Source organism: Actinomadura parmotrematis, from assembly GCF_019458805.1.
Taxonomy (GTDB): Bacteria; Actinomycetota; Actinomycetes; order Streptosporangiales; family Streptosporangiaceae; genus Spirillospora; species Spirillospora parmotrematis.
The window spans coordinates 19,272-32,311 of sequence record NZ_JAIBOA010000038.1 but is presented as its reverse complement, the minus strand read 5'-3'; the positions used below and the strand labels follow the sequence as shown (position 1 = coordinate 32,311).

Annotated in this window: 13 protein-coding genes; 6 read left to right on the top strand and 7 right to left on the bottom strand. The window is 76.1% G+C overall.

The features are described from left to right. The coding region (locus K1Y72_RS35315; protein ID WP_220170902.1) for an MMPL family transporter at positions 1 to 2,127 on the bottom strand (2,127 nt) is incomplete at its 3' end. A 170-nt stretch (positions 2,128 to 2,297) separates the two neighbouring features. After that, on the bottom strand, positions 2,298 to 2,897 hold the full coding sequence (locus tag K1Y72_RS35310; RefSeq protein WP_220170901.1) for an acyl-CoA-like ligand-binding transcription factor: 600 nt from the start codon (positions 2,895 to 2,897) through the stop codon (positions 2,298 to 2,300). 187 nt (positions 2,898 to 3,084) lie between these two features. Here K1Y72_RS35310 and K1Y72_RS35305 point away from each other — a divergent pair, with 187 nt between their 5' ends. Continuing rightward, positions 3,085 to 3,879 carry a methyltransferase domain-containing protein gene (locus tag K1Y72_RS35305; protein ID WP_220170900.1) on the top strand — a complete coding sequence of 265 codons (795 nt, stop codon included), beginning with the start codon at positions 3,085 to 3,087 and terminating at the stop codon, positions 3,877 to 3,879. A 33-nt stretch (positions 3,880 to 3,912) separates the two neighbouring features. Here K1Y72_RS35305 and K1Y72_RS35300 read toward each other — a convergent pair whose 3' ends face one another. Both K1Y72_RS35300 and K1Y72_RS35295 read right to left on the bottom strand, forming a co-directional pair. Then, positions 3,913 to 4,941 carry a sigma-70 family RNA polymerase sigma factor gene (locus K1Y72_RS35300; RefSeq protein ID WP_220170899.1) on the bottom strand — a complete coding sequence of 343 codons (1,029 nt, stop codon included), beginning with the start codon at positions 4,939 to 4,941 and terminating at the stop codon, positions 3,913 to 3,915. 82 nt (positions 4,942 to 5,023) lie between these two features. Next, the gene (locus tag K1Y72_RS35295) at positions 5,024 to 6,058 is read right to left on the bottom strand and encodes an alcohol dehydrogenase catalytic domain-containing protein (protein ID WP_220170898.1); all 1,035 of its coding nucleotides are present in this window, start codon (positions 6,056 to 6,058) and stop codon (positions 5,024 to 5,026) included. Between the two features lie 120 nt (positions 6,059 to 6,178). Here K1Y72_RS35295 and K1Y72_RS35290 point away from each other — a divergent pair, with 120 nt between their 5' ends. Together K1Y72_RS35290 and K1Y72_RS35285 are read left to right on the top strand one after the other, a co-directional pair. Further along, positions 6,179 to 7,192: an SPFH domain-containing protein gene (locus K1Y72_RS35290; RefSeq protein WP_220170897.1), complete on the top strand. Its 1,014-nt coding sequence runs from the start codon at positions 6,179 to 6,181 to the stop codon at positions 7,190 to 7,192. After that, positions 7,189 to 8,064 (top strand): diacylglycerol kinase catalytic domain-containing protein, encoded by an 876-nt coding sequence (locus K1Y72_RS35285; RefSeq protein ID WP_220170896.1) that lies wholly within the window; start codon positions 7,189 to 7,191, stop codon positions 8,062 to 8,064. The genes K1Y72_RS35290 and K1Y72_RS35285 overlap by 4 nt, the downstream gene beginning before the upstream one ends. A 10-nt stretch (positions 8,065 to 8,074) precedes the next feature. Here K1Y72_RS35285 and K1Y72_RS35280 read toward each other — a convergent pair whose 3' ends face one another. Then, positions 8,075 to 8,650, bottom strand: a complete 576-nt coding sequence (locus tag K1Y72_RS35280) for a TerD family protein (protein ID WP_220170895.1) — start codon at positions 8,648 to 8,650, stop codon at positions 8,075 to 8,077. An 81-nt stretch (positions 8,651 to 8,731) separates the two neighbouring features. On the opposite strand from K1Y72_RS35280, the gene K1Y72_RS35275 reads away from it, so the two are divergent. From K1Y72_RS35275 to K1Y72_RS35265, 3 genes are all read left to right on the top strand, one after another. After that, positions 8,732 to 9,112 carry a BlaI/MecI/CopY family transcriptional regulator gene (locus K1Y72_RS35275; protein WP_220170894.1) on the top strand — a complete coding sequence of 127 codons (381 nt, stop codon included), beginning with the start codon at positions 8,732 to 8,734 and terminating at the stop codon, positions 9,110 to 9,112. After that, positions 9,109 to 9,981: a M48 family metalloprotease gene (locus K1Y72_RS35270; protein ID WP_220170893.1), complete on the top strand. Its 873-nt coding sequence runs from the start codon at positions 9,109 to 9,111 to the stop codon at positions 9,979 to 9,981. The genes K1Y72_RS35275 and K1Y72_RS35270 overlap by 4 nt, the downstream gene beginning before the upstream one ends. 186 nt (positions 9,982 to 10,167) lie before the next feature. Further along, positions 10,168 to 10,686 (top strand): universal stress protein, encoded by a 519-nt coding sequence (locus tag K1Y72_RS35265; RefSeq protein WP_220170892.1) that lies wholly within the window; start codon positions 10,168 to 10,170, stop codon positions 10,684 to 10,686. A 15-nt stretch (positions 10,687 to 10,701) separates the two neighbouring features. Here the strand turns inward: K1Y72_RS35265 and K1Y72_RS35260 are convergent, their stop codons facing one another. Then, positions 10,702 to 12,057, bottom strand: a complete 1,356-nt coding sequence (locus K1Y72_RS35260; RefSeq protein WP_220170891.1) for an amidohydrolase family protein — start codon at positions 12,055 to 12,057, stop codon at positions 10,702 to 10,704. A gap of 135 nt (positions 12,058 to 12,192) precedes the next feature. Then, complete coding sequence (locus K1Y72_RS35255) at positions 12,193 to 12,996, bottom strand: SAM-dependent methyltransferase (RefSeq protein ID WP_220170890.1); 804 nt, start codon at positions 12,994 to 12,996, stop codon at positions 12,193 to 12,195. Between the last annotated feature and the right edge of the window lie 44 nt (positions 12,997 to 13,040).

Genomic DNA, 13,040 nt, shown 5'->3' with positions numbered 1-13,040 from the left:
GTCCACGTCGACGTTGGGCAGGATCCGGGCCAGCCAGGAGGGGAGCCACCAGGCGGCGCGGCCGAACAGGGTCATGACGGCGGGCACGATGGTCATCCGTACCACGAAGGCGTCGAAGGCGACACCGACGGCGAGCGCGAAGCCCATCATCTTGATCATGGACTGCTCGGCGGTGAGGAACCCGGCGAACACGCCGATCATGATGACGGCGGCGGCGGTCACCACCCGGGCGCCGTGCCGGAACCCGGCCACGATCGCCTCCGTCGGCGCGGCGCCGTGCACGAACTCCTCGCGCATCCGGGTGACCAGGAAGACCTGGTAGTCCATGGCCAGGCCGAACACCACGCCGATCATGAAGATCGGCATCAGCGACATGATCGGGCCGGTGGTCTCCACGCCGAACAGGCCGCCGAGCCAGCCCCACTGGAACACCGCGACGACCGCGCCGAAGGTGGCCAGCACCGTGAGCAGGAAGCCGAGGGTGGCCTTCAGCGGCACGAGCAGCGAGCGGAACACCAGCATGAGCAGGAGGAACGCCAGGCCGACGACGACCGCGAGGTAGGGCGCGAGGGCACCGCTCATCTTGGCCGAGATGTCGATGTTCATCGCGGTCCGGCCGGTCACCATCGCCTCGGCGCCGGTCTGCTCGTGCAGCGCGGCGCCGGAGTCGCGGATGGCCGACACCAGGTCCTCGGTGGCCTGGGTGCTCGGGCCGCTCTTCGGCACGACGGTCAGCATGGCGGTGTCTCCGGCCGCGTTCGGCACGGGCGGGGTGACCGCGGCCACGTCCTTCATGCCCTTGATCTGGCCGGCGAAGCGCTGCGCGGCGCCCTGCACGCCGCCGCCGTCGGCGGCGTCCACGACGACCATGAGGGGGCCGTTGAAGCCGGCGCCGAAGCCCTGCGAGAGCAGGTCGTAGGCCTTGCGCTCGCTGCTGGCGGCCGGAGCGGCCTCGTCGCCGGGCAGGCCGAGCCGCAGGCTCGCGGTCGGGATCGCGACGGCGCCCATGCCGACGACGGCGAGCAGCAGCACCGGCAGCGGGCGCTTGACGATGGCGCGCGCCCAGCGCTCGCCGAACGGCGTCCGGCCCCTGCTCCGGCCGCGGAGGCCGGGGAGGCCGCCGCCGAGCACCTTGCGGCCGGCGAAGCCGAGCATCGCCGGCAGCATGCTGAGCGCGATGAGGACGGCGACGGCGACGGCGAGCGCGGCGGCGAGGCCCATCTCGGTGAGGATCGGAATGCCGACGACGGCGAGGCCGGCGAGGGCGATGACGACGGTGAGGCCGGCGAACACCACGGCCGACCCGGCGGTGCCGACGGCGCGGCCGGCCGCCTCCTCGCCGTCGCGGCCCTCCGCCAGCTCGTGCCGGTACCGCGAGACGATGAACAGCGAGTAGTCGATCGTGACGGCCAGGCCGAGCATGATCGCGAGCGTGGAGGTCATCGAGCTCATGTCGATGAACCCGGTGGCGGCGGTGATCGCCGCCATCGCCAGGCCGACGCCGAGGACGGCGTTCAGCAGCGGCAGCCCGGCGGCGATCAGCGAGCCGAAGGTGATGACCAGCACCACCGCCGCGATGGCCAGGCCGATGACCTCCCCGGCGCCCTGCTCGGGGGTGGTCTGGGTGGCGTCGCCGCCCATCTCGACCTGCAGCCCGGCGGCCTCGCCGGGCTCGGCGGCCGCCTTCAGCGCGTCGCGCGAGGCGTCGGTGACGTCGATCGAGGGGACCTTGTAGGTGACCTGGGTGTAGGCGATGCGGCCGTCCGGCGACACCGTCCTCGCCTGGAACGGGTCGACGGCGGAGGCGACCTGCGCGCCGTCCTTGAGCCCGCCGACCGCCTTCTCGATCGCCGCCTTGGCGGCCGGCTCGGTCACCTTGTGCCCGGCGGGCGCGGCGAACACCACCCGCGCGGTGGCGCCGTCGGCGTTGGCCTGCGGCATCCGGTCCTTCATGAGGTCGATGGCGCGCTGCGCCTCGGTGCCCGGGATGGAGAAGTTGTCGGACGTCGGGCCCTTCAGGGTCGCCGCGCCGACGCCGAACAGGACGAGCAGCCCCACCCAGAGCAGCGCGACGACGCGGCGCCGGCGAAAGGAGAACCGGCCGAGCCGGTAGAGGAACGTGGCCAAAACGGGAAGTCCCATCGGAATCGGAGCGTGCGGGCAGGGGCCGCCGCCTCGCGGTCCCGCGCGGGGACGCCAGGTGGCGGCAGGGGGTGGGAGGGGGGTGGGAGGCCGCCGTGGGGATCCCGCGCGGCCGGCGGCGGCGTGCCGGACGCGGGGCGGGGTCGAGGGCCGGGTCAGGGGCCGGGCAGCCCGGCGCGCAGCCGCGCGAACGCCTCGTCGATCAGGTCGGGGAGGTCGTCGCCGCTGCCACGGTCGAGCCAGAGGTCCACCGTGGAGCGGATGGCCAGGCCGGCGGCGCCCGCCAGCAGGTGCGGGTAGAGGTCGCGGTGCGGGTCGGTGCCGGTGCGGGCCGCCACCTCCGCGGTGATCTGGCGCTGCATCTCGCCGAGCCCGCAGAGCTGCCGGGCGACCAGCTGGGGGTCGGCCTTCACCAGGCGGAGCAGGGCGAGGGTCTCGGCCCGGGTGTCGGCGGGCAGCAGGACGGCGTGCACCACCCGCCGCAGCGACTCCCAGACCGGCTCGCCGGCCGGCCGGGCCCGCAGGGCCCCGACCACCTCCCGCGCGCCGTCGGTGAGGGGGGCGACGATCGCCTCCTCCTTGTCGGCGAAGTAGTTGTGGAAGGTGCGCGGCGAGACGCCCGCCTCGGCCGCGACGTCCTCCACCGTCACCCCGTCGATGCCGCGGCGGCAGGCGAGGCGCAGCGCCGCCAGGCTGAGCGCCCGGCGGGTCGCCGCCTTCTTGCGCTCGCGCAGGCCCATCTCCACCACGGTCATGCCCTCCACCGTAGGGCAAACTTGCGCAATACGCAAAAATTCAGACACTGCCATTTCGGGTGACCTGCGTCTCACCGCCCACCCCTCCCGACCGGCGCCTTGACCGGCTGCGGCCAGGCGGTCGCCCCGCCCCCCGGCCGTCGATCACCATCGTCGGTGTCACCCGCCACCGGCGAAGGAGGCCGCTTTGGCCGCGGAGCCCGCCTACACCTGGGACAACGCCAACCCGCACGCGACGGACCAGCTGCGGCACCTGACCGCGGTGCTGGACCCGCCGACCGTGGCGGGCCTGTCCGGCCTCGGCGACCTGGCGGGGCGGCGCTGCCTGGACGTGGGCGCGGGCAACGGCACGATCGCCCGCTGGCTCGCCGACCGGGTCGGCCCCGAGGGCCGGGTGACGGCGGTCGACCTGAAGCCGCTGGACATCCCGCCGCACCCGCGGCTGCGGGTCGTCACGCAGGACGTCACCGCCGGCGACCTGCCCGGCGGGCCCTACGACCTCGTGCACGCGCGGCTCGTCCTGATGCACCTGCCCGAGCGGCTGGAGGTGCTGGGACGGATGGCCGGCGCCCTCGCCCCCGGCGGCACGGTGGTGCTGCACGAGTGGGACTGCACCCATCCGCTGCGGGTGCTCACCGCGCCGGATCAGGCGGCCGCCGACCTGGTGACCCGCGCCAACGAGGCGCTCTGCGCGCTGATGACCTCGCGCGGCGCCCGGCTGAGCTGGTCATACGAGGCCCACGCCGCGATGGAGGACGCCGGCCTCACCGGCGTCACGACGGCGTTCGGGGCGCGCTCCTGGCGCGGCGGCTCGGAGTTCTGCCTGCTGCACCTGTCCAACACCCACCACCTCACCGAGCAGCTGACGGGCGCGGGGCTGACGGCCGAGGACCTCGTCGCGCTGCGCGAGGTCCTGATGGACCCGCGGCTGGTGCTCGCCGGCTACCCCCTCTACCGGATCTCGGGCCGCCGGCCCGACTGACCGCCGCCCCGCGCCGGGGCGGGCCGCCCGCCGTCACAGCTCGCCGGGGAGCCCGAACAGCGGGAACAGCGTGGTGTCGAAGAACGCGCCGACGTGCGCCACCCCGTCCGGCCCGGTGTCCAGGACCTGGATCTGGAACGGGCGGTGCACGCCGTCGCCGCCCCGCCGGTACATCGCGAAGGCGGGCTGCCCGTTGGCGCGGACCGGCACCATCCGCAGCTCCCCCGGCTCCGGGCCGCACTGGGCGCGGATCAGGCGGCCGATCGCGTCGGCGCCGGTGAACCACTGCGGGTAGGGCGGCATCTCCCAGACGGCGTCCTTGCGGAACAGCTCGACGAGCCCGGCGATGTCGGCGGTCTCGAAGGCGTGCGCGTAGCGGTCGAGCAGGGCGCGCTGCGCCGGGTCCTCGGGCTCGGTCACCGCGTCGCGCTCGGGCGCGACCCGGGCGAGCTGGGCGCGGGCCCGCTGCAGGGCGCTGTTCACCGACGCGGTGGTGGTCTCGAACAGCTCGGCGACCTCGGCGGCGCGCCACTTCAGCACGTCGCGCAGCAGCAGGACGGCGCGCTGGCGCGGCGGCAGGTGCTGCAGGGCCGCGACGAGCGCGAGCCGGACGCTCTCGCGGTCCGCCACGACGGCGGCCGGGTCGGCGGGCCCGGCGCCGACCAGCGCGTCGGGCGCGGGCTCCAGCCACGGCACCTCCGGAGAGGCGACGACGGGCCGCTCGGGCTCCTCGGAGGGGGCGCCGATGCCCGAGGGCATGGGGCGGCGGCCGCGCTGCTCGATGGCGGTGAGGCAGGTGTTGGTGGCGATCCGGTAGAGCCAGGTGCGCAGGGACGCCCGGCCCTCGAAGTCGCCGTAGTGCCGCCAGGCGCGCAGGCAGGTCTCCTGGAGCTGGTCCTCGGCGTCGTGGACCGAGCCGAGCATCCGGTAGCAGTGGGCCAGCAGCTCGCGCCGGTAGGGGGCGATGAGCCGCTGGAACTCGGCGCCGTCGCGGCCCCGGTCCCGGGCGGGGCCGGGCGCGCGGGCCGTGCGGGTCGTGCCTCGTGCGGTCGCTTGCGTCATCGTGATCACCTTCGCGGCGCGGGCGGTGGGCCGTCCCCTCCGACGCTAGGACACGGGTCCGACAATCCCGGGACGCGCCCCGCTACCGGGCCGGATCGATCATGGTGACGCCGGGGCCCGCCATCGCGGCGAGCGCGGCGGGGGCCTCGGCGAGGCCGATGGTGCGGGCGAGCAGCCGGTCCGGGCGCAGCGTCCCGGCGGCGACCTGGGCGAGCATCGGGCCGTAGGCGTGCGCGGCCATGCCGTGGCTGCCGACGATCTCCAGCTCGCGGGCGACGACCAGGTCCATCGGCAGGTCGGCGCGCCCGGCGGCCGACGGCAGCAGCCCGACCTGCACGTGCCGGCCCCGGCGCCGCAGCGAGGCGACGGACGCGGCGGCCGTCGCCGGGTCGCCGAGGGCGTCCAGCGACAGGTGCGCTCCCCCGCCGGTGATCTCCCGGACGGCCGCGGCGGTGCCGCCCGCGCGGGCGTCGACCGCCGCCTCGGCGCCGACGGAGCGGGCGAGGTCCAGGGCGGCGGGCGCCACGTCCACCGCGACGACCCGCGCCCCGGCCGCCGCCGCGATCATGACGGCGGACAGCCCGACGCCGCCGCAGCCGTGCACCGCGACCCAGCGGCCGGGCCGGGCGCCGCCCTGGTCCAGGACGGCGCGGTAGGCGGTGGCGAAGCGGCAGCCGAGGCTCGCCGCCGTGGCGGCGGCCATGCCCTCGGGGACCGCGACGAGGTTGGCGTCGGCCTGGTGGAGCGCGACGTACTCGGCGAACGAGCCCCAGTGCGTGAAGCCCGGCTGCGTCTGGGCCTCGCACACCTGCTGGTCGCCCGCCGCGCAGGACGCGCAGCGGCCGCAGGCGCACACGAACGGGACGGTGACGCGGTCGCCGGCCCGCCAGCGCGTCACCCCGGCGCCGGTCTCGGCGACCACGCCGGCGAGCTCGTGGCCGGGGACGTGCGGGAACGCGGCGATGTCGGCGTCGTGGCCCTGCCAGCCGTGCCAGTCGCTGCGGCAGAGGCCGGTCGCCTCGACCCGCACGACGGCGCCGCCCGCCGGGACCGCCGGATCGGGCACCTCGCGCACCTCCGGGGCACCGCCGAACGCCTCGTACACCACCGCCCGCATCGGGCCTCCTCTCGCCGGGTCCGCGTCGGGCGGAGCCTAGGCGAGGAAGCGGTCATTCTCATCTTGAGAAAATCATCGGCGTCCGTTAGCGTCACATTGACGACATAACGGGAGGTCCCCATGGCCGACATCCAGCGGCGCCCCCTGCTGCGCCACCTGCGCGGCGCGCCCACCACCTACGTGCGCCACCTGCGCGGCGGGAAGGCCGTCCACGAGGGCGTCGGCGTCTCCTTCTGGTTCCGTCCGCTGTCGGCGGTGATCAGCGAGGTCCCGGTGGACGACCGGGAGCTGCCGATGCTCTTCCACGCCCGCACCGCCGACTTCCAGGACGTGAGCGTCCAGGCCACCGTCACCTACCGGATCGCCGATCCCGCGCTCGCCGCCGGCCGCGTCGACTTCGCGGTGGACCCCGACAGCAGCGGCTGGCGGTCGGCGCCGCTGGACCAGGTCGCGGCGATGCTGACCGAGACCGCCCAGCAGCACGCCCTCACCCGCCTCGCCCGGATGCGGCTGCGCGAGGCGATCGCCGACGGCCCGGCGGCCGTGCGCGCCGACGTCGCGGCCGGGCTCGGCGACGACCCGCGCACCCGCGACACCGGCATCGCGATCGTCGGCGTGCGGGTCGTCGCGGTGCGGCCCGAGGCCGAGGTGGAGCGCGCCCTGCAGACGCCGGCCCGCGAGGAGGTGCAGCAGGAGGCCGACCGCGCCACCTACGAGCGGCGCGCTCTCGCCGTCGAGCGCGAGCGCGCCATCGCCGAGAACGAGATGCAGAACCAGATCGAGCTCGCCACCCGCGAGGAGGCCCTGGTCGCCCAGCGCGGCCAGAACGACCGGCGGCGCGCCGAGGAGGCCGCGGCGGCCGCGCTGATCGCGGCCGAGGCGCAGGCCGGGCGGGACCGGATCGCCACCGCCGCGCTCGCCGCGCAGCGCCGCGAGCTCGGCGCCGCCAAGGCCGAGGCCGAGGCCGCGCGGCTCGCCGCCCACCAGGGCACCGACCCGGCCGTCCTGCTCGCCCTCGCCGCCCGCGCGCTCGCCGAGCACCTGCCGGAGATCGGCCAGCTCAACCTGTCGCCGGACGTGCTGACGACGGCGCTCGCGCGCCTCGGTGCGGGCACCGGCACGGGCGAGCGATGACGCTCGCACCGCGCGCGGTGGTGGTGCACCGCCGCACCGAGTACGAGGAGCTGCTCGCCCGGCACGGCACCCGCAGCCAGGCCGAGTTCTACCTGCGCACCCGCGGCCGCACGATCGGCGACGTCCTCGCCGCGCACGAGCGGACCGCGAGGGCCCTCGCCGCCGTCGCGGCGGCGATCCCGGTGCGGTGGCGGCGCGGCGCGGTCGAGCGCGCCGACCTGGACCGCTTCCTGTTCGCCCCCGACGACCTGGTCGTCGTGGTCGGGCAGGACGGCCTGGTCGCCAACGCGGCCAAGTACCTGGACGGGCAGCCGGTCATCGGGCTGAACCCCGACCCGCGCCGCAACCCCGGCGTGCTCGTGCCGCATCCGGTGACGGCGTGCGGGGAGCTGCTGCGGCTCGCCGAGGGCGGCCGGGCGGGGCTGTCGGAGCGCGCCATGGTCACCGCCCGCACCGACGACGGGCGCGAGCTGACCGCGCTGAACGAGGTCTTCGTGGGCCATCCGGGCCACCAGTCGGCGCGCTACGTGCTCGGCGGCGAGCACCAGTCGTCCTCGGGCGTGCTGGTCGCCACCGGGACGGGCGCGACGGGCTGGGCGCGCTCCATCGCCGCCGAGCGCGGCGGCGCGGCGCTGCCCGGCCCCGCCGAGCGGGGGCTGGCCTGGTTCGTCCGCGAGGCGTGGCCCTCCCCCGCGACCGGCACCACCCGCACCGCCGGCCTGCTGGGGGAGGGCCAGGAGCTCGCGCTCACCGTCGAGACCGACGGCCTGGTGGTGTTCGGCGACGGCGTCGAGGCCGACCGGATCACCCTGGGCTGGGGCCAGGACGTGCGGATCGGCCTCGCCGGCCGCGCGCTCCGCCTCGTCGTCTGAGGGGGGGCGGCTAGACGGCGACGCCGTACTCGGCGGCGATGCCGGACAGGCCGGAGGCGTAGCCCTGGCCGACGGCGCGGAACTTCCACTCGCCGCCGTGCCGGTACAGCTCGCCGAAGACCATCGCCGTCTCGGTGGAGGCGTCCTCGGACAGGTCGAACCGGGCCAGCTCGGCGCCGCCCGCCTGGTCGACGACGCGGATGAAGGCGTTGCGGACCTGCCCGAAGCTCTGCCCGCGCTTGTCGCCCTGGTAGATCGAGACCGGGAAGACGACCGTGGCGGCGGCGGCCGGCAGCGCCGCCAGGTGCACCTTGATCTGCTCGTCGTCGCCGGCGCCCTCGCCGGTGAGGTTGTCGCCGGTGTGCTCGACCGCGCCGTCGGGGCTGTGCAGGTTGCCGTAGTAGACGAAGTGCGAGGGCGACAGGACCCGGCCGTCCTCGCCCACGACCAGGGCGCTCGCGTCGAGGTCGAAGTCGGCGCCGGTGCTGGTGCGCACGTCCCAGCCGAGGCCGACGGTCACCGCGCTCAGCCCCGGGGCCTGCTTGGTGAGCGAGACGTTGCCGCCCTTGGTCAGGCTGACTCCCATTGCGATCACCCTTTTCGCGATAATGCCGGGGTACGAAGGTCCTTTGACTATTACATAGGTAGTAACGAGAGGGGTGCGAACGTGGCGGTACGGCGGCGGCTCGGCCAGCTCGAAGCGGAGGTCCTCGCCGCGCTCGCGGGCGCCGGGATCCCGGTCACCACGGCCGAGCTGCGCTCGCGCCTGTCGGGCGACCCCGCGCACACGACGGTCAACACGATCCTGTTCCGGCTCCTGGACAAGGGCCTGGTCGACCGGGTCCGCGAGGGCCGCGGCTACCGGTACCGGCTGGTGGTGGACGAGTCGCGGCTCGTCGCCGACCGGATGCGCGACCAGTTGCGCTACTCCAACGACCCGCCGGGCGTGCTCAGCCGGTTCGTGGCGACGCTCAGCCCGGCCGAGACGCGGGCCCTGCGCGAGGTGCTCGGCGGAGAACCCGGGAGCACCGGGACGGACCCCTCGTGAGCTGGCTCACCTTCATGCCCGTGGCGCTCGTCACCGCGCTCGGCGTGCTGCTCGGCCGCACCGGCCTGCCGCTGCACCCGGCGTGGTCGGCGCGGCTGCTCGCCACCGTGGCGGCCATGGCGGCCGTCACGACCGCGGGCACGCTGGCGTTCGTGGCGTTCGACTACGGCGTCGCGCTGCTGCCGGGCGCGGCCGCGCGCGTCCCGGACCGGGTGCTCCCCGACGGCGGCGCGGTGCCGCACATGCTCGGCGTCCCCGCCTGGACGCTGTCGGCCGTGCTGGTCGTCGCGTGCGCCCGCCTCGGGGCCCGGTGGGCGGCGCAGCTGCGCGGCGCCCGGCGGGCGTCGGCGGGCGTGCTGGACACCGACGACCCGATCGCGCTCGCGGTGCCGGGGCGGCACGGCGGCGTGCTGGTGTCGCGGGGGCTGCTCGCCGGCCTGTCGGGCCGCGAGCTGGAGGTGGTGTTCCAGCACGAGCGCGCGCACCTGCGCCACGGCCACCACCGGTTCCTCATGGCGGGGATGCTCGCCGCCGCGGTCTCCCCCGTCCTCCGCCCCCTGTACGCGCGGCTGGAACTGGAGCTGGAGCGCTGGGCCGACGAGGACGCCGCCGAGGCGGTCGCCGACCGCACGCGCGTCGCGCACACCATCGCGCGCGTCGCGCTCGCCCGCGCGGACCGCCCCGAGGGCCTGCCGGCCTTCGCCGAGGCCGGGGTCGTGCAGCGGGTGCGGGCCCTGCTCGCCGGGCCGCCCGCCAAGAACCGGGTGAGCGGCCCGGTCGCGCTGACCGGCGGCGGGCTCGGCACGGGCGTGCTGGCGGCGGCGGCCCTGGAGCTGGACCGGGCGCTGGCGGCCCTCAGCATCCTCTGAAGACCCGCTGAAACGGTCCATCCGCGCGTTTCGGGACCCTCGTGAGGACACGATTCGGAAACCCCGCGCGGGCCGGGCGGAAACACTTCCGCTGGAGCGGGTAAGCCTGCACCCTGGGATCCACACCAGCAGAGGCGGGCTCCCCCGGGAGGGATCGTGATCGCAAGGCCGGAAGGCGGCCCGCGCGTGGTCGTCGGGGTCGACGACTCCGCGGGCGCGCGCTGCGCGCTGTCCTGGGCGATCGGCGAGGCCCGCCTGCGGCGGCTGCCGCTGCTGGTGGTGCACGCCGCGCCGCTGCCCCCGCACGTGTCGGCCGCCGGGCAGCTCGGCTGCGGCGTCACCGAGGCGCTGCGCCTCGCCGGCACCGAGCTGATCGCGCGGCTGCTCGCCGAGGTCGCCGGCGACGAGGGCGCCGCCGAGCCCGACACCCTCGCGCTGGTCGGCGAGCCCGGTTCGGCGCTCGTCCGGCTGACCCGCGAGGACGACATCCTGGTCGTCGGGCACGGCGAGCGGTCCTGGACCTCGCGCCTGGCCCGGCCGTCGGTGCGCCTGCACTGCGCGCGGCGGGCCCGCGCGACGCTGGTGTGCGTGCGGCCGCCGAAGCTGGACTCGCTGCTGGACTCGCTGTCCGACCACGGGCGCCCGTCCGACCGCTTCCGCCTCCGCCGCCCGGGCCGCCGCTCCGACCTGCCCGGCGAGCCCTGACCGCGGCGCCGGCGGTCAGCCGGCCGGTCCGCGCAGGACGGCGGGGTCGGGGGCGGCGGCGAGGGCGCGCTCGATGAGCGCGCGCTCGTCCAGGCGGGTGCTGCGGCCGTCGGCGATCAGCACCTCGCCGTCGACGAGGACGGTGTCGACGGTGCGGGAGCTGCCGGTGGTGAGCAGCGTCGCACCGGGGTCGAGGACGGGCACGCAGGCCAGGTCGCGGTCGAAGCGCAGCAGCGCCAGGTCGGCCTGCACGCCGGGCACGACGCCGTCCGGGCGCTCCTCCAGCCCGAGGACGGCGTTCGCGCCGCTCGTGGCGAGGCCGATCATGTCGGCGAAGCCGAGCAGGTCGGACCGGCCGTGCACGGCGCGCTGCAGGTAGGCGCCCATCCGCATGGTCTCCAGCGCGTCCTGGGTGTCGTTGCTGGCGGCGCCGTCCACGCCGAGGCCGACGCGCAGCCCGGCCGCCAGCATCTCGGGGACGGGCGCGACGCCGCTGCCGAGCCGCATGTTGCTGAGCGGGTTGTAGGAGACGCCGGTCCCGTGCGCGGCGAGCGCCTCGCGGCCGGCGGCGTCGAGCTTGCAGCAGTGCACGGCGAGCAGCCGGTCCCAGAGGAAGCCGGCGTCCTCCAGGTAGGCGACGGCGCCGACGCCTGCGTGCTCGCGGCACATGTCCTCGTCGGTGGCGGTCTCCAGCAGGTGGATGCTCGCGGTCATCGCCCGCTCCTCGGCGAACGCCCGCACGCGGCGCAGGCCCTCGGGGGTGAGGGAGCGCGGGTTGGGGACGGCGACGCCGAGCCCGATCCGGCCGCCGGCGGTCCGCGCGGCGAGGGCGTCGATGTGCGCGAGCACCTCGTCCAGGGGCTCCATCAGGCGCGGCTCGAAGCCCCACTTGCGGGTGGCGTCGGGGCGGTCGGCGACGCCGCGGCACACCACCGCGCGGATGCCGGTGTCGTCCAGGGCGCGCAGCACGGCGTCGTGGACCTCGCGCGAGGGGTGCGGCCACATGTGCTCGACGAGCGCGGTGGTGCCGCTGCGCAGCGCCTCCAGCGACGCGGCGGCCGCCGCCACGTACGCCTGCTCGGGGGTGAGGGCGACGGTGCCCTCGGCGACGTACCGCAGCCAGCGGATGAGCGGCTCGCCCTCGGCGATCCCCCGCATGATCGACTGGTGCAGGTGGGTGTGGGTGTTGACCAGGCCCGGGACGAGGTGGCCGCCCGCGCCGTCCAGGACCGCCCCCTCGGGGGCGCGGCGGGCGTCGTGCGGGACGACGCGGGCGACGCGCCCGTCCGCCAGGTGCACGTCCCGGCCGGGCAGCCAGCGGCCCCGCGACCAGACGGTCGTGTTGCTGATCAGGGCGGGGGTGTCGCTCATCCGCGGGTCCTCTCTCGGCGCCGGTCGCGTCCAGTAGAGCAGCGGGCGGCGGAGCGGATCAGCGGGCGAAACGACGAACCGGCGGGCCGCCCGGCGGCGGCGTTTGTAGGAGTCCGTCAAGCGGGCGCGGCGGCGTCAGGGCTTGCGGGCGAGGCCGGCGAAGGCGTCCACTTCGGCGGGCTCGGCGAGCCCGGGCGCGGGCCGCCAGCGCGAGCACGACACGACGCCGGGCTCGGCGAGCTCCCAGCCGTCGAAGTAGCGGGCGATCTCCCGGGGGCTGCGCAGCACGACCGGCGGGCGGCCGCCCGACTCGTTCCACTCGCGGGCGCTCCGCTCGGCGGTCTCCCCGTAGATCGCGCTCGTCGGGTGGTTGACCGCGAGCCAGGACCCGGCGGGCACGGCGTCCTTCAGCCGCTCGACGACGGCGTGGGAGTCGCCCTCGATGTGATGCAGGACGCCGACGAGCATGACCGCGATGGGCGCGGAGAAGTCCAGCAGCGCCGCGGCCTGGCGGAGGACGTCCCCGGGGTCGTGCAGGTCGGCGTCGAGGTAGTCGCACCGGCCCTCGGCGCTGCTGGTCAGCAGGGCGCGGGCGTGCACGAGCACCAGCGGGTCGTGGTCGACGTACACGATGCGGCACTCGGGCGCGAGGCGCTGCGCGACCTCGTGGGTGTTGTCGGCGCTCGGCAGGCCGGTGCCGATGTCCAGGAACTGCCGGACGCCCTGGTCGGCGACCAGGTGGGTGACGGCGCGGCCGAGGAAGGCGCGGTCGGCGCGGGCCTGGTCGAGCATGCGCGGGTTGCCCGCCAGCACCTTCTCGGCGGCCGCGCGGTCGGCGGGATAGTTGTCCTTGCCGCCGAGCAGGTGGTTCCAGACCCGCGCCGAGTGCGGGAGGTGGGTCCGCAGCGGATCGTCCGCGCCCGTGGGCCCTTCGTTCACGTGCGGTCGCCTCCCGCGCTCGTCGTCGTTTGTGATCTTAGGGC